The organism is Amycolatopsis sp., from assembly GCF_025464955.1.
Classification (GTDB): domain Bacteria; phylum Actinomycetota; class Actinomycetes; order Mycobacteriales; family Pseudonocardiaceae; genus Amycolatopsis.
Genome location: NZ_JAODNM010000153.1, coordinates 18,015 through 33,748 on the forward strand (window position 1 = coordinate 18,015; position 15,734 = coordinate 33,748).

Genomic DNA, 15,734 nt, shown 5'->3' on the forward strand with positions numbered 1-15,734 from the left:
CTCCACTCCGGCGCACGGTCGACCGACATTTTTCCGCCCGTCCCGCGGGCGCTTCGAACCGTCTCATCGGGCCCGGATCCCGACCCATTCGGACACGCGGGCACCCAGGTGGCAGGATGGGGCCCAGAGGTTGGGGTTTCTCGGTGTGAGGACCCGGCTCGGCTACAAGGAGTTAGTAGTATGGCGCAGGGCAGTGTTAAGTGGTTCAACGGTGAAAAAGGCTTCGGCTTCATCGCTCAGGACGGCGGCGGTCCCGACGTTTTCGTGCACTACTCGGAAATCGAGGGCAACGGTTTCAAGTCGCTCGACGAGGGTCAGCGCGTGGAATTCGAGATCGGCCAGGGCCAGAAGGGCCCCCAGGCCCAGGGCGTTCGCGCCATCTGAGTAACCACTGAATAAAGGAGAACCCGCGTCCCTCGAGGGCGCGGGTTCTCTTCTTTTCCGACTACTGTGACGCAAAGCACATTCTTGTGATGAGGGGGCGGCTCCTGGGGCGAGGCCAAGCAAAAGCAAGAGTGCGGAAAGTTCCCGACCTGTTGGGGCTGACCGTCGACGAAGCGCGGCCGGCCTGCCAAGCCTCCGGATTCCTGCTCACCGAGCCCGAAACAGAGTACGGACCGACGAACGGGTTCGACGCGCCCATCGTCCGCCAGCGGCCGCCCGCCGACACCGTCGGCGGACGCGGCGACTACGTCATGGTGTGGACATCGGGCTCGGGCGGCGTGGGCGGCGTCCGCGAGCCTGGGATCCCACCTCGACCCACAGTGGTGAACAGCGAAGAGGCAGAGCGTCCTAGTTCGTAGCCATCAGGCCGACCTGACGACCGACGTCTTCCTTCGCCGCGGCTGACAGGACAGCGTCCAGCAAGTGCGGGAAGCGGCTCTCGACGTCGTCACGACGAAGCTTGACGAAGCAGCGGGTGCCCTCTTCGCGGGTTCGGGTCAATCCGGCGGCCCGCAGCACCTTCAGGTGATGGCTCAGGGTCGATTTCGCTACCGGCGCCCGCAACTCCCCCCAGCCGCGCTCCACCCCGTCGGACAGCAGCCGGACGAGCCCCACGCGGATGGGGTCGCTCAGCGCGGCCATCACGTCGGTGAGTTTCAGCTGGTCGACGCCGGGATGCACCTGTGGATGCTTCATCGACCCAGCATACTACGTTCGATGTTCAGCGAACATCGAACATCGAACGACTAGTCGCGAAACGGCCTGGCCCAGCCGGCCCGCCCCAGCCATGCCACCCAGTCACGCAGAGGCACGGCCATGACACCCAGTATGGCCGAATTCAGGCGTAGGGCAGCAACCGTGCCAGCATGTCCGGGTTGTCGGCGAGTCCGTATTTCAGGCCTTCGCCGAGGTGCGAAGCAACCTGGGGCGCGAGGTCCCAGTCCAACCCGCCGAGGGGGGGTTCGGGGTCGTACTCGATGGTGAACTGGATATTCCGCGCCACCTCGTCGCCGGCCAGCCTGCCCACCAGGTAGAGGGCCATATCGATCCCGGCGGCGACCCCTGCCGCGGTGATCACGGGAGTGTCCTCGACCCAGCGTTCGGCCACCGGGACGGCACCGAAGCCACGCAGGATCTCGCGGTACATCCAGTGCGTGGTGGCGCGTTTGCCGTCGAGCAAGCCGGCCGCACCCAGCAGCAGCGAGCCGGTGCAGACCGACGTCGTCCATTCAGCCGTGGCCGACGCCTCGCGGAGGTACGTAAGCAGCCGTTCGTCTCCGAGCGCCCGCAGGGTTGGCGCGGCACCGCCGGGCACCACGATCGCGAACGGGTGCGGAACCTCGGCGAAGGTGTGGCTCGGGGCGATCCCGAGCGGCGTGTCGGTGTCCACGGCCCCGGCTCGCTCGCCCACCACGACAGCCCGGTAGCCGAGACCGCTGTGGGCCAGCACACTGAGCACCTGGAGCGGCCCGGCGAGGTCGAGCAGGGTCAGTCCCGGGTACAGCACGAACGCGATCGTCTTCTCGTCGTCAGCCATGCGTCCCAGCTTGACCTGCGACGACTGCCGATGTGACGTGAGTGTCCGAAATCCTGCGAACCATGTCTGACCGGCCGTGCACCTGCTAGCGTCCCGGCATGCAACGGCCCGCCAGACGCGTGGTGATCATCGGCTACCCCGACGCCGAGCTGCTGGACATCGCCTGCACCGCCGACGTCCTGGACGCGGCGAACCGGCTCGGCGCCAAGCCGTCGTACGAAATCCGGCTCACCACCGTCGACGGGCACCCCGTCCGGTGCGGCTCCGGGCTGACGCTCGCCGCGCACCTCCGGCTCGACCAGGTCGAGGGCGGGCTGGACACCCTGGTCGTCTCGGGCGGGGCGGGGCACGAGACCGCCGCCGCCGACGTCCGGCTGCTCACCCACGTCCGGCGGCTCGCCGACACCAGCCGACGGGTCGCGTCGGTGTGCACCGGCGCCACCGTCCTCGCCGCCGCGGGCCTGCTCAACGGCCGTCGCGCCACGACCCATTGGCGCTACGCCGCCTTGCTTGCCCAGAACTTCCCCGCGGTCACCGTCGACCCGGTGCCGCTGTTCATCAAGCACGGCAACGTCTACACGTCGGCCGGCGTGACGAGCGCCCTCGACCTCACCCTGGCACTGGTCGAGGAGGACCACGGACCCACGCTCGCCCGCGAGGCCGCGCGAGAACTCGTCACCTACCTGCAGCGGCCCGGAAACCAGGCGCAGGTCAGCATGTACCTCGCCGCACCACCGCCGGAGCATCGCGTGGTGCGCGACCTGACGGCGTACGTCAGCGAGCATCTCGACGCCGACCTGACGACGATGACGCTCGCCGAGCACGCCGGCATCAGCGCGCGGCAGCTGAGCCGCCTGTTCGACGCGCACCTCGACACCACGCCGAGCCGCTACGTCCGCGCGACCCGCGCCGCGGCGGCCGCGCAACTGCTGTCCACCACCGAGCTCCCCCTCGCCGCCATCGCCCGCCGGTGCGGGTTCGGCTCCACAGAAACCTTGCGGCAGGCCTTTCTCGACCACTACGACACCCCGCCGTCGGCCTACCGGCGCGTCCACCTGCGACAAGCGTTCGTCTGAGTCGTTTGCCCGGTTCACCGCGGCGGTAAGCCGACCCGAAACTCCGGCGGCCGAAGGCATGTGCACGATTGTCCGGTGGAAACAGACGGCTCCGACGACGACACCGGCCCGATTCGCCGGATATCGGATGATGTTCCGTCCCCACCTCGTGCCCGGCGCGACCCCTCGGCGCCCCGCGCGCCGCGCTCGGCGGCCCCCCGCGCCGACGGGCAGCCACCCCGGCGAGCCGCGGGGACACCACCACGACGGCCCCGGCCGCCCGGGCAGACACCGCCGCCCGCGAACCGCCGCCGCGCCGAGCAGGACACGGACACCTCAGCCCGCAAGGGACCCCGAGACCCCAAAGCCGCCGAAGTGGCGGCGGAGCCCCGGAAACCCCGGCGAGCGGTCAATCCCGCGGGGCACGGTCATGGGCACGGCCACAGCCACGGCCCCGCGGCGCCTGCCTCGAGACGGGTCAAGCTGCTGCTCATCTGGCTGCTGGTCCCGATCGCGCTGCTGACCGTCGCCGGCATGATCGTGCTGTATCCCTGGGGGAAACCGGCCGTCGTGAGCGCGGTCTCCCAGGGCACGCCGGTGCACGGCAAGATCACCACGGCGACCAGCGGGCCGTGCCTGGAACAGGGCCAGGTCCAGGTCGGGACACAGACCGACCCCGGGCAGAAACCGTGCCTGGCCGTCGAGGTCTCGATGACCGACGGCCCCGCGAACGGGCAGGCCGTCCGGTTGACCGTGCCGATCGAACCGAGCACGCCGCGGTTCACTGTCGACGACAAGGTCGTGCTGAGCTACAACGGCGGCAACCTCCACGACCCGTCGTCGTTCCAGCTGCTCGACTTCCAGCGAGGGTTGCCGCTGACACTGCTCGCGGCGCTGTTCGCCATCGCGGTGATCGTGCTCGGCCGCTGGCGGGGCTTGGCGGCACTGGTCGCGCTGGGCCTGAGCTTCGTGGTGATCGCGCTGTTCGTGCTGCCCGCGATCCTGTCCGGGGAAAACCCGCTGCTGGTCGCGATCGCCGGCGCGGGGGTGATCATGTTCATCGCCCTGTACCTCACCCACGGCTTGTCCGCGCGGACGTCCTCGGCGGTGCTCGGCACGATGGTCAGCCTCGCGCTCATCGGCGTCCTGTCCGCTCTGTTCTCCGCCGCGTCCTCGCTGACCGGTCTCGACGACTCGACGTCCACGCTGATCCAGTCGCTCGGCCACGGCATCGACACCCGCGGACTGCTGCTGGCCGGGGTCGTCATCGGCTCGCTCGGGGTACTCGACGACGTCACCATCACCCAGACCAGCGCGGTCTGGGAGCTCCGCCGCGCGAACCCCTCACTGGGCTGGAAGGAGCTGTACAGCGCCGGCCTGCGGATCGGCCGCGACCACGTCGGCTCCGCGGTCAACACCCTCGTGATGGCTTACGCGGGCGCCGCGCTGCCGGTCCTGCTGTATTCGTCGATCTCCGGGGTCGGGCTCGGTGCGATCCTCGGTTCCGAGGACATCGCGCAGGAGCTGGTCCGCACCCTGGCCGGCAGCGTCGGCATCGTCGCGGCCGTCCCGGTGACGACCGTGCTGGCCGCGTTGATCGCCAGCCGCGAGCCGGCCGAACCTGCCGTCGAGGCGACCGTCTGACGCTCCAGTCACACCCGTCACACCAGCAACAACGGCGTGACCCGCCTCAGCGCGCGCCCGTTCGGTGGAGTACGAAGTGGGCACCAGACAGGCGACTTCTGGAGGGGCCATGTTCGACGTCGTGCCGACACTCCCCCGGCGCGTGCTTACCGTGGCGCACCGGGTGCTCAACTCGGCCTTCGACGTGCTCGAGGCCGTTCCCCGCATCGCCGAAGCGGTGGACGAGCTCCGTGCCACGATCAAACTCCTGGAGCGGCTGGCCACCTTCGCCGCCGAAGAACTCCCGGAGGTCGTCTACCAGCTCGAGGCGATCCGCGGCGAGCTGGCCGTCATCGAACGACGGCTCGCGGCGGGCTCGCCCGGTGCGGTGAACGGCACGGCGGTCGGTGCCGTCGGGGCCGTCGGGGCCGTCGGGGCCGTCAGTCCAGAGTCGCCACGAACCGGTTGACCGCTTCCATGGTGAACCGCTGCGCGAGCTTGCCCGCGGGCGCGGCCGACGCCAGCCGGTAGAGCGGCCGGTCGGCGGCGCCGTCCCCCCGCGCTTCCGACTTGAGCTGGGCCACGAGCAGTTCGGCGAAGACGAGCCCGTTGGCGTCGGTGTTGTTGAGCAGGGCGTTGGCGAGCCTGCGCAGCTGGAGCACACCGAGTTCACGGCCACCGGTGCCGGCGTAGACGGCGAGGTCGATCTTCACCGTCTTGCGGCGCTCCCCGGCGTTGATCAGCAGCCCTACCGTCCTGTTCCCGCGGACATCGGTGACCAGCAGGTCGATCCGCTGGGCCGCGGCGAGGTCGATCCGCCGGACGCGCCAGGTGCGCACGAGGAGGACGGTGCCCTCGAGCCACAGCCGACGGCGGACGTTGTAGAGCACCACATACAGCAGCGGCAATCCCACCACGGCCGCGACGAGCAGGCCGACGAGCTGGCCGCCGAAGAAGCCGGCGACCCCGCCGAACCCGGCCGCGAGGATCACCACCCCGAGCAGTCCGGACAGACCGCGGCGGCGCGTCGCCGCCGGGTCGTGGTGGTAGAGGGCGAGGCGCTCCGGCCCGGCCCCGGGTTCGCGTGCGCCCGGGTCGTTCGCTTCGGTCATCTCCGGCACTGGCTCTTTCCGGTCGGGAAGGTCGTCTGGGTCTTCAGTGTCTTCAGTGTCTTCAGCGTTCTCAGCGTCGTCAGGAGAGGGTGGCGAGAAACGGGTTCGCCGCCCGCTCCCGGCCGATCGAGGTGGCCGGACCATGTCCCGGCAGGACCACCGTGTCGTCGGGCAAGGCGAGCACAGTGGACCGCAGGGATCGCTCCAGGCTCCCCGCGTCGCCGCCGTCCCGGTCGGTGCGGCCGACGGAACCGGCGAACAGGGTGTCACCAGTGAGGACCAGCCGACCACCCTCCTGGCTGTCGAGCCGGAAGAGTACCGACCCCGGGGTGTGGCCGGGCACGGCCTCGACGGTGATCTCCAAGCCGGCGAGCTCGAACACCTCGTCGGTCAGCGGCGTCACCCGGGATTGATCTTCGAGCAGTCCGGCGTCACCCGGATGGATCCGGATCCCGACACCGTGGGCCTCGGCCACCATCGTGGCACAGGACACATGATCGAAGTGACCGTGCGTCGCGAGGATCCCGACCGGGTTCAGGTCGTGGGTACGCAGTGCTTGGTCGAGGGCCTCGGTGACGCCCTCACCCGGGTCGATGATCACGCAGTCCTTGCCGGGTCCTTCGGCCAGCAGGTAGCAGTTCGCCCGGTAGGTGCCGGTAGCGAACCCGACAACGAGCAACGAAAGCCACCTCCACGACCGCCGGCGCCCACTGCCGCGAGGCCGGGCCGAACCCCCTGACGACCCGATGCGGCCGCGATTCGGCAAGCCTAGCCGCCCCTGTACACAGTCCTCACAGGCTGTGCCAATACACTGCCGCTACCCCAGGCGTGTGACACCTAGTGGAATCCGGGAGGACGCGGGTGGCGACCAATCAGCAACGCCGTGAGGCTGCGAAGCGCAAGCTGGAAAGCCAGCTCAAGCATCGGGCAGCACGGGCGAAGCGGCGGAAGTTCGTCGGCATCGGAGTAGTGGCCGGCGTAGTCGTCGTCGTTGCCGGGGTCGTCACGGCCCTCGTGTTGTCGAAGGGCAGCTCGAACGTCACGGCAGCGGCCGACCCGTCGGCCTCGCCGTCACCGTCCGCTCCGGCGCCGGTGACAATCCCGACAGCGCGGACACCGCTGCCGAAGCGGGCGACACCGCTGGCGAACCCGATCTCGTGCCAGTTCCCCGCGGACACCAAGACGCCGGCTTCGAAGCCCGTCAAGGCTCCACCGAACGGCGACGAGTCGTCGACGGGCACGCAGGACGTGACGCTGAAGACGACTCAGGGCGACATCAAGGTCACCCTGGACCGCTCTCTCGCGCCGTGCGCGGTGGACAGCTTCCTCAGTCTCGCGAAGCAGGGCTTCTACACCGACACCTCGTGCCACCGGCTCGGCACCGACGCGGGTCTGCAGATCCTGCAGTGCGGTGACCCGACCGGCACCGGAAGCGGTGGCCCCGGCTACACGTACAAGGACGAGATCTTCCCGCAGCTCACCTACGGCCGGGGCATCCTGGCAATGGCGAACGCCGGGGCGAACACCAACGGCAGCCAGTTCTTCATGGTCTACGGCGCCGCGCAGCTTTCCCCGAACTACACGGTGTTCGGCAGCATCTCCGACGACGGCCTGAAGGTGCTCGACAAGGTCGCCAAGGCCGGCGTCGACCAGTCCACGGTCAACCCTCAGGGCGGGGACACCACGGGCAAGCCGAACCTGCCGGTCAAGTTCACCGCCGTCGCCGTCGCCTGACACCCCCGATCGATGGCGAAGCTCGTCGAGATCAACGGCAAACCGGCCACGGTCGCGGACCTGCTCCCCGGGTTGTCCAGCTACGGACATTTCACGGTGATGCAGGTCCGCGACGGCCGGGCACGCGGGCTGCCGCTGCATCTGCGGCGCCTCGAGGAGAGCACGCAGCAGCTTTTCGGCACGACGCTCGACGTCGACGCGGTGCTGGGCTTTCTTCGTCAAGGCGTCGCCGTTAGCACGACGTGCACAGCGGTGGTTTCGATCTTCTCGTCGTCACCGAACCGCGGCTCGACCGAGCCCGCCGCCGCGGACGTCATGGTCACGATCTCCGATGCCACCGAGCCGGAGACAACGCCGCTTCGGGTCCGGTCGGTCTTCCACGACCGGGTGGTACCCGAGGTGAAGCATTTTGGCGGTTTCGGTCTCACCTATCTACCGCGCGAAGCGATGTTCGCCGGTTATGACGACGCGATGTTCGTCGACAAAGACGGGCTGATCACCGAAGCGTCCATTTGGAACGTCGGTTTCCTCGACGGGGACACAGTCGTCTGGCCATCCGGGCGCAAACTCGCGGGCATCACGTTCCAGCTCGTCGAACTCGGTCTGCGGCGCAATGGTGTACACACCGAGACACGCGACGTCCGGCCTGTGGACGTCAGCGCTTTCGACGCCACGTTCTTCATGAACTCGGGCACAGTGTGCCTGCCGGTCGCGTCCGTCGACGACGTCGACCTGAAGTTCGCTCCGCACACCCCGGCGCTCCTTACCGCCGCCTACGAGACGAACCCCTGGGATGTCATCTGACGCGAGCCCGAGCCCTTAGTGTCCGCAAGCAAGGCACTTTTGTGGCTCTTCTGTCGTATGTGTGGGTCCGCGACGCCTCAGCGGGTGGTGAGGTTCCTGAGGTCAGCGGGTGCGGTCGGCTGGTGGTGACTGTGGGACTCGTCGGCGTGAACGTGGAACTCGCCGGGCCGGAGTGTGGGACTCGCCGACGCGCTGTGCGAGTCCCACACTCAGCGAGGGCGAGTCCCACACTCAAACCGACGAGTCCCACACCCAGCTCCGGACACCAGCATTCGCCGTACACCGGACACGACCCAGCCCTTGCCGCGGTAAAACGCAGCCAGTCCACAGCAACCAGCACCCACACAGACGACCGAAGACCCACAGTGCGGCTCAGCGGTGGGTGAAGTTTGGTGGGCGGCGGTTCAGGAAGGCCGAGACGCCTTCGGCGTAGTCCTCGTCGTGCAGCGCGCCGAACCGGATCTCATCGACTTCGGCGTCGGCGTTCTCTTGCCCGGCAAGGATCTTCTCGATGATCCGGTTCATCCCCCTGATCGAGCTCTGCGACCGGGCACAGAGCGTCCTGACGAAGTCCGTTGTGGACTCCTCGAGCTCGTCGGCGGCGAAGACGTCGTTCACCAGGCCGATTTCGCGAGCCCGCGCGGAGTCGATCAGCTGGCCCGAAAGCAGGAAGTACCGCGCGTGCGCGGGCCCAATGAGCGACACCAACTGCTTGGTGGAGGGAAAGTCGTAGACGATGCCGAGCTTGGCCGGGGTGATCCCGAAGCGGGCACCCTCGGCGGCGAACCGGAAGTCGCAGGCGACCGAGATCTGGCAGCCGCCGCCGATGCAGTTGCCGCGGATCATCGCGACCGTCGGCTTGCGCAGCCCGCTCAGTGCCCGGACAGCGCCGTCGACGACCTTGTCATAGCTCGCCGCGCCTTCGGCCGAGGACCGCAGCTCGCCGAACTCGCTGATGTCCGCACCGGCGGAGAAGTCCTCACCGGCGCCGGTCAGCAGCAGCACCTTGACACCAGGGTCGCGCTCGACCTCGGCCACCAGGCCCGGGATCGCCGCCCACATCCCGTGGGTGATCGCGTTCTTCTTGTGCGGCCTGGCGATCCTCAGCCGCGCGACATCACCGTCGCGGGCGAACTCGAGCCCATCAGTCATAGTTCGCAGACTAGAGGCACCCGCGCACGGTTACGACGCGGACGTGACCCGGTACACGTCGTAAACGCCTTCGACGTTGCGCACGATCTTGAGCACGTGTCCGAGGTGCTTCGGGTCGCCCATCTCGAAGGTGAACCGGCTGACCGCCACCCGGTCCCGTGAGGTGGTGACCGACGCGGACAGGATGTTGACCTTTTCGTCGGCCAGTACCTTCGTGATGTCGGACAGCAGGCGGTGCCGATCCAGCGCCTCGACCTGGATCGCGACCAGGAACACCGAGGACGCCGACGGCGCCCACTCGACCTCGACCAGCCGCTCGGGCTGGGCCTGCAGGTCGCCGGCGTTGGTGCAGTCCGTGCGGTGCACGCTGACCCCACCGCCGCGGGTTACGAAACCGAGGATCTCGTCACCGGGCACCGGCGTGCAGCAGCGGGCGAGCTTGGCCCAGATGTCCCCGGCGCCCTTGACCACGACGCCGACGTCGTTGGAACCGCGACGACGCGTCACCGTGGACGGCGTCGCGCGTTCGGCGAGCTCCTCCTCGGCCTCGTCGACCCCGCCGATCAGCGCGACCAGGCGCTGTACGACGTGCTTCGCGCTGGTGTGGCCCTCGCCGACCGCGGCGTAGAGCGAGCCGATGTCGTCGTGGCGCAGCTCGTGGGCGACCGCGCCCATCGACTCGGCGGAGACCAGGCGCTGGATGGGCAGCCCGACCTTGCGCACCTCTTTGGTGATCGCGTCCTTGCCGCCGTCGATGGCCTCGTCGCGGCGTTCCTTGGCGAACCACTGCCGGATCTTCGCGCGCGCCTTCGGGGAGCCGGCGAACGACAGCCAATCCCGGCTGGGGCCGGCGCTTTCGGCCTTCGAGGTGAAGATCTCGATGACCTCGCCGTTTTCGAGCTTGCGCTCGAGCGCGACCAGCCTGCCGTTGACCCTGGCGCCGATGCACCGGTGGCCGACCTCGGTGTGCACGGCGTAGGCGAAGTCGACCGGGGTCGATTCCACCGGCAGCGTGATGACGTCGCCCTTGGGCGTGAAGACGAAGATCTCCCGGGCGGCGAGCTCATAACGCAGCGACTCGAGGAAGTCACCCGGGTCGGCGGCCTCCCGCTGCCAGTCGAGGAGCTGGCGCATCCAGGCCATCTCATCGACGTCGACGGAGTTGTTCGCGCCGCCGTTGTTGTGGGTGCCCTTGGTTTCCTTGTAGCGCCAGTGCGCCGCGATGCCGTACTCGGCCGTGCGGTGCATCTCGTAGGTCCGGATCTGGACTTCGAGCGGCTTGCCGTCCGGCCCGATCACCGTGGTGTGCAGCGACTGGTAGACGCCGTAACGCGGCTGCGCGATGTAGTCCTTGAACCGGCCCGGCACCGGCTGCCAGAGGGCGTGCACGACGCCCATCGCGGCGTAGCAGTCCCGGACGTCCTCGACCATGATCCGGACGCCGACCAGGTCGTGGATATCGTCGAGGTCGCGGCCGCGGACGATCATCTTCTGGTGGATCGAGTAGTAGTGCTTCGGCCGTCCTTCGACCTTCGCGGTGATCCGCGAACCGATCAGGTTGGTCGTCAGGTCGGCGATCACCGAGCGGAGGTAGGTATCGCGCGAGGGCGCGCGGTCGGCCACCAGCCGCACGATCTCGTCGTACTTCTTGGGCTGCAGGATGGCGAAGGCCAGGTCCTCCAGCTCCCACTTGACCGTGGCCATGCCGAGGCGGTGCGCCAGCGGCGCGAGGACTTCCAGGGTCTCCCTGGCCTTGCGTGCCTGCTTCTCCGGCGAGAGGAACCGCATGGTCCGCATGTTGTGCAGCCGGTCGGCCAGCTTGATGACCAGCACCCGCGGGTCGCGTGCCATCGCGATGACCATCTTGCGGATGGTCTCGGCCTCGGCTGCCGTCCCGAGCTTGACCTTGTCGAGCTTGGTGACCCCGTCGACGAGCTCGGAGACCTTCTCACCGAACTCCGACTTGAGGCTCTCCAGCGAGTACGCCGTGTCCTCGACGGTGTCGTGCAGCAGCGCGGCGACCAGCGTGGTGGTGTCCATGCCCAGCTCGGCGAGGATCGTCGCGACGGCGAGCGGGTGCGTGATGTAGGGGTCGCCGGACTTACGCCGCTGGTCGCGGTGCATCTCCTCGGCGACGTCGTACGCACGCTGCAGCAGCGCCAAGTCGGCGTTGGGATGCAGCTCGCGATGGACTACGGCGAGCGGTTCGAGCACCTGCTTGACCGGTGCGGCCCGCTGCGCGGTGATCCGCCGCGCCAGCCTGGCGCGGACCCGCCGGGTGGCGGACGGCGTCGGTGCGGCACCAGTGGGCCTGGGCTGCTGAACCGGCTGGGGGGCGCGCGGCTCGGGCTTGTCCTTGGCGGGCACGACGGAATCGAGTTCCTGGCTCACCCGCACCTCCTGCAGCTCGCGCGGCTCTAGAACGTCAAGAGTAACGCTATGTGCTCCCGGGCCTCGCGTCCCCCGGGTGGGGGAACGCCGGGAGTCAGCAGACCTGCAGCGTGTGGACCTTGCGGCCGGCCAAGACAGCCCGTCCGCCCAGCGCGGCGAGCTCCAGGACGACGAGCACCTCGGAGACCTCCGCACCGGCGGATTCGAGCAGCTTGCAGGCCGCCGCGGCGGTGCCGCCGGTGGCGAGGACGTCGTCGACGACGGCCACGCGCTGACCGGCGCGAACCACGCCGGCAGGCAACTCGAGCGTCGCCGTGCCGTACTCCAGCGCGTAGTCGATCCGCCCGGCGACAGCCGGAAGCTTGCCCGGCTTGCGCACCGGGACCACGCCGAGGCCGTGGGCGTAACCCATGGCCGCGGCGAGCAGGAACCCTCGCGCCTCGACGGCGGCGAGCAGCTCGACTTCGGGGTCGAGACTGCCCGCCAGCGCGTCGACCACCGCGGCGAACCCCGCGGGGTTCGCCAGCAGCGGTGTCAGGTCACGAAAAAGCACTCCGGGTTCGGGGAAGTCCGGAACCTCGGAGATCAAGCCGAGGGCGTCGTCCAGTAGCACCGGTTATCGCTTGCCCTTGCCACTCGGTTTCCCACTCGGCCTGCCCTTGCTGCGCGGGGTCGCCTTGGGGATCCGGCCCGGGATGCTGGAAGCCGCCGCGTACGCCTTCTCCTGACGAAGCTCGGCATCGAGAGCTTCGTCATCATTAGGGTCCAGCTCGCCGCCGGCCTCGCGGTCCGCGGCCTTGCGGGCCTGGCTCGCCCGGCGGTTGCGGACCCGCTCGGCCTGCTGGCGGTACTGCGGCTCACGCATCTTGATGTCGACGAGCAGCGGGGTGGCCAGCCCGAGCGACGAGAACACGCCGACCAGGGTTCCGGTCAGCTGCACCAGCGCCAGGTCCTGCAACGTGCCGGAGCCCAGCAGGATGTAGCCGACGATCAGCAGCCCGAGGATCGGCAGCAGGGCGATGACGGCGGTGTTGATCGACCGCATCAGCGTCTGGTTCAGCGCCAGGTTGGCCGCCTCGCCGTAAGTTCGCCTGCTCAGGCCCAGCAGACCCCGGGTGTTCTCCCTGATCTTGTCGAACACCACCACGGTGTCGTACAGCGAGAACCCGAGGATCGTCAGCAACCCGATCACCGTCGCCGGGGTGACCTCGAAGCCGACCAGCGAATAGATGCCTGCCGTGACCACGACGTCGTGCACCAGCGAGATCAACGCCGCCACGGCCATCCGCAGGTCGAAGTAGATCGCCAGGAAAATGGTCACCGCGGCGAGGAACACCAGGAGCGCGATCAACGCCTTCTGCGAGATCTCCCCACCCCAGGACGCGCTCACCGCGCTATCGCTGATGGCCTGCGGGCCGACCTGGCCGTCACCGCTGGGGTGCAGGTCGTTGCCGAGCGCCTGCTTGACGCTGAAGACGTCCGCCGCGTTCAGCGTCTCCGACCGGATCTGGATGGTCGAGGCGTTGCCGGTACCGACCTTCTGCGCCTGCGAAGCGGGCCTGCCCAGCGCCTTCTGGAACTCGTCCAGCGCCTGCTGCGAGGTGATCTCGGTGCCCTGCGCGGAGTGCGCGGGCATCTGGATCTGGGTTCCGCCCTCGAAGTCGATGCCGAAGTTGAACCACTTGATCGCCATCGAACCGATGCAGACGATCACCAGCGCACCGAAGAACAGGTACCAGCGCTTGCGCTTGCCCACGATGTCGAACGCGCCGGTGCCTACGTAGAGCCGGTGGAAAAAGCTTTCCCGCTTAGTCGGCGTCGCCGACTTCACGTTGCCTTCGGCGTCGGTGCCGAGATCCTCGGTCGCCACGTCAGGCCTCCTTCACGTTCGCGCCACCGACGACGGGCTTCGTCGGCTTTCGATGGGAACCCAGTTCTTGGACCGCGCCGAGCCCGAGGTGCTTGGGGTTGGAGATGAACGTCCACTTGGAGCGGGACACCAGCGCTACGAACGGGTGCGTCACCAGGTAGACCACGACCAGGTCGAGCACGGTCGACATACCGAGGGTGAACGCGAAGCCCTGGACGTCGCCGACGGCGAGCCAGTACAGGATGGCCGCGGCCAGGAAGCTCACACCGTCCGAGGCCAGAATCGTGCGCTTGGCCCTGGCCCAGCCGCGCGGCACGGCGGACCGGAACGTCCTGCCTTCGCGGATTTCATCCTTTAGTCGCTCGAAATAGATCACGAACGAGTCGGCCGTGATCCCGATCGCGATGATCAACCCGGCGATGCCCGCCAGGTCGAGGGTGTACCCGATCCACCGCCCGAGCAGCACGAGTACCGCGTAGACGAGCGAGCCCGACAGGACCAGCGACAGGATGGTGAGAATGCCGAGGAGCCGGTAGTAGAACAGGCAGTAGATGAACACCACGAGCAGCCCGATACCGCCGGCGAGGAGCCCGGCCTTCAGCGAAGCGAGGCCGAGGGTCGCGGACACCGTGGTGGCATCCGAAGCGGTGAACGAAAGCGGCAGCGAGCCGTACTTCAGGCTGTCCGCGAGGGCCTTCGCCGAGGCCGCGGTGAACGAACCGCTGATCTCGGTCTGGCCGTTGAGAATCGCGGTGGTGATGTTCGGCGCGGACACGACCTCGGTGTCGAGCACGAACGCGGCGCGCTTGCCGGTGTTCGCCGAGGTGAAGTCGCCCCAGATCTTGGTGCCCGCGGCGTTGAACGTCAGGTTGACGACGTTGCCGCCGCGCTGGCTGTCGTAGTTCGAGTTCGCGTCGGAGATGTCGGTACCCGGCATGAACTCCGGCGCCAGCAGGAACTTCTCCTGGCCCTGGGTGTCACACGTGACCAGCGGGAGCTTCGGGTCGTCGTTGCCGACCAGCGGATCCTTGTTCGGCTTGTTGCTGTCCTGCGGCGTGCAGCTGATCGACGCCATTGCCTGCGCTTCGAGCTGCTGCGCCTGCGCGGTCGCGGCCTGGTTGGTCGCGTTCGCCGGGATCAACGCCGGGTTCTGGCGGATCGCCTTCGCCGCCTGGATCTCCTGCGCGGTCTTCGCGTCGATCGACCCGTCGGCAGGCGGAGCGGACGGTGCAGGGGTGGCCGCCTTGCTGCTCGAGGGCGCGGACGGAGTCGTCGGCGTGGTGCTCGGGGCCTGCGCGGGCGCGGCCCCGGCCTCGCCACCACCGCCGGCGGGCGGCGTGCTGGGACTCGTCGGCGTGCCGGTGGCCGAGGGCTTGGGTGTACCCGAAGCAGGCGGCGTGACCGGTGGCACGACGGGCGTCGGGGTCACCGGCTGCGCGTCGAGAACGGCGCGGAACCCGAGCTTCGCGGTGCGACCGAGGTTCTTCGCCTCGTCGCCCTGGTTGCCGGGAACGGTGATGACGACGTTGTTGCCGTCGAGGATGACCTCGGTACCGCCGACACCGATCCCGTTGACCCGGGTTTCGATGATCTGGCGGGCCTGGTTCAGCGAATCTCGCGAGGGCTGTCCGCCGTCGGGGGTGCGCGCGGTCAGCGTGACCCTCGTGCCGCCCTGGAGGTCGATCCCCAGCTTCGGGGAGGCCTTGCCGCTGCCGGTGAAGAACACCAGCGCGTACAGCACGACCACGATCAGGGCGAACAAGGCGAGATAGCGTCCCGGGCGGAGATGCCCGGCCGGTGATGCCACGGTGCTTCGGTCTCCTCGAACTGGGTGATCCCCAATGGGCTTCTTTATACGGTGTGCATGGTGCACGGGTGGCACAGTTGCTACAAGTGACTAAAGGTGGGACGCGCGAGAAAAACGGCAGAGACGCACGCAGCACCGAGACACTACTCGGTGCTGCGTGAGGCCAGCGTTGGCCCTGCGTGGACGCGACGCGCGCCGTGGGGCG

At 68.6% G+C, this 15,734-nt stretch carries 16 protein-coding genes; 7 read left to right on the forward strand and 9 right to left on the reverse strand.

The genetic code is table 11. From position 1 onward, the window contains the following. Positions 1-180 precede the first annotated feature (180 nt). Both JWQ81_RS38620 and JWQ81_RS38625 read left to right on the forward strand, forming a co-directional pair. Positions 181-384, forward strand: coding sequence for a cold-shock protein (locus JWQ81_RS38620; protein WP_297549675.1), 204 nt, complete (start codon positions 181-183; stop codon positions 382-384). A 131-nt stretch (positions 385-515) separates the two neighbouring features. Then, positions 516-803 carry a PASTA domain-containing protein gene (locus JWQ81_RS38625; protein ID WP_297549677.1) on the forward strand — a complete coding sequence of 96 codons (288 nt, stop codon included), beginning with the start codon at positions 516-518 and terminating at the stop codon, positions 801-803. On the opposite strand, the gene JWQ81_RS38630 is transcribed toward JWQ81_RS38625, so the two are convergent. Together JWQ81_RS38630 and JWQ81_RS38635 are read right to left on the reverse strand one after the other, a co-directional pair. Beyond that, positions 793-1,140: a metalloregulator ArsR/SmtB family transcription factor gene (locus JWQ81_RS38630; protein ID WP_297549679.1), complete on the reverse strand. Its 348-nt coding sequence runs from the start codon at positions 1,138-1,140 to the stop codon at positions 793-795. The two genes, JWQ81_RS38625 and JWQ81_RS38630, sit on opposite strands and share 11 nt — an antisense overlap. A 142-nt stretch (positions 1,141-1,282) precedes the next feature. Then, entirely contained in the window at positions 1,283-1,981 is a 699-nt protein-coding gene (locus tag JWQ81_RS38635) for a DJ-1/PfpI family protein (protein ID WP_297549681.1), read from the reverse strand. A gap of 98 nt (positions 1,982-2,079) precedes the next feature. Between JWQ81_RS38635 and JWQ81_RS38640 the strand changes: the two genes are divergently transcribed. The 3 genes from JWQ81_RS38640 to JWQ81_RS38650 all read left to right on the forward strand — a co-directional run bounded on the left by JWQ81_RS38640 (position 2,080) and on the right by JWQ81_RS38650 (position 5,128). Then, the gene (locus tag JWQ81_RS38640; RefSeq protein WP_297549683.1) at positions 2,080-3,057 is read left to right on the forward strand and encodes a DJ-1/PfpI family protein; all 978 of its coding nucleotides are present in this window, start codon (positions 2,080-2,082) and stop codon (positions 3,055-3,057) included. A 75-nt stretch (positions 3,058-3,132) separates the two neighbouring features. Further along, complete coding sequence (locus JWQ81_RS38645) at positions 3,133-4,680, forward strand: YibE/F family protein (RefSeq protein ID WP_297549685.1); 1,548 nt, start codon at positions 3,133-3,135, stop codon at positions 4,678-4,680. A gap of 109 nt (positions 4,681-4,789) precedes the next feature. Further along, a complete protein-coding gene (locus JWQ81_RS38650) occupies positions 4,790-5,128 on the forward strand; it encodes a hypothetical protein (RefSeq protein ID WP_297549687.1) in 339 nt (112 codons plus the stop codon). Here the strand turns inward: JWQ81_RS38650 and JWQ81_RS38655 are convergent. Together JWQ81_RS38655 and JWQ81_RS38660 are read right to left on the reverse strand one after the other, a co-directional pair. Continuing rightward, positions 5,100-5,771, reverse strand: a complete 672-nt coding sequence (locus tag JWQ81_RS38655; protein WP_297549689.1) for a hypothetical protein — start codon at positions 5,769-5,771, stop codon at positions 5,100-5,102. The two genes, JWQ81_RS38650 and JWQ81_RS38655, sit on opposite strands and share 29 nt — an antisense overlap. Positions 5,772-5,850: 79 nt before the next feature. Next, positions 5,851-6,450, reverse strand: a complete 600-nt coding sequence (locus JWQ81_RS38660) for an MBL fold metallo-hydrolase (RefSeq protein ID WP_297549691.1) — start codon at positions 6,448-6,450, stop codon at positions 5,851-5,853. Between the two features lie 182 nt (positions 6,451-6,632). Between JWQ81_RS38660 and JWQ81_RS38665 the strand changes: the two genes are divergently transcribed. Both JWQ81_RS38665 and JWQ81_RS38670 read left to right on the forward strand, forming a co-directional pair. After that, a complete protein-coding gene (locus JWQ81_RS38665; protein WP_297549693.1) occupies positions 6,633-7,505 on the forward strand; it encodes a peptidylprolyl isomerase in 873 nt (290 codons plus the stop codon). Between the two features lie 12 nt (positions 7,506-7,517). Further along, the gene (locus JWQ81_RS38670) at positions 7,518-8,309 is read left to right on the forward strand and encodes an aminotransferase class IV (protein ID WP_297549695.1); all 792 of its coding nucleotides are present in this window, start codon (positions 7,518-7,520) and stop codon (positions 8,307-8,309) included. A gap of 372 nt (positions 8,310-8,681) precedes the next feature. Here JWQ81_RS38670 and JWQ81_RS38675 read toward each other — a convergent pair whose 3' ends face one another. The 5 genes from JWQ81_RS38675 to secD all read right to left on the reverse strand — a co-directional run bounded on the left by JWQ81_RS38675 (position 8,682) and on the right by secD (position 15,529). Then, the gene (locus tag JWQ81_RS38675; protein WP_297549697.1) at positions 8,682-9,461 is read right to left on the reverse strand and encodes an enoyl-CoA hydratase-related protein; all 780 of its coding nucleotides are present in this window, start codon (positions 9,459-9,461) and stop codon (positions 8,682-8,684) included. Between the two features lie 30 nt (positions 9,462-9,491). Continuing rightward, complete coding sequence (locus tag JWQ81_RS38680) at positions 9,492-11,852, reverse strand: bifunctional (p)ppGpp synthetase/guanosine-3',5'-bis(diphosphate) 3'-pyrophosphohydrolase (RefSeq protein WP_297549698.1); 2,361 nt, start codon at positions 11,850-11,852, stop codon at positions 9,492-9,494. Between the two features lie 94 nt (positions 11,853-11,946). Next, on the reverse strand, positions 11,947-12,465 hold the full coding sequence (locus JWQ81_RS38685; RefSeq protein ID WP_297549700.1) for an adenine phosphoribosyltransferase: 519 nt from the start codon (positions 12,463-12,465) through the stop codon (positions 11,947-11,949). Between the two features lie 3 nt (positions 12,466-12,468). Next, positions 12,469-13,722, reverse strand: a complete 1,254-nt coding sequence (gene secF / locus JWQ81_RS38690; protein ID WP_297549702.1) for a protein translocase subunit SecF — start codon at positions 13,720-13,722, stop codon at positions 12,469-12,471. Position 13,723: 1 nt separating this feature from the next. After that, positions 13,724-15,529, reverse strand: a complete 1,806-nt coding sequence (gene secD / locus JWQ81_RS38695) for a protein translocase subunit SecD (RefSeq protein WP_297549704.1) — start codon at positions 15,527-15,529, stop codon at positions 13,724-13,726. Positions 15,530-15,734 lie beyond the last annotated feature (205 nt).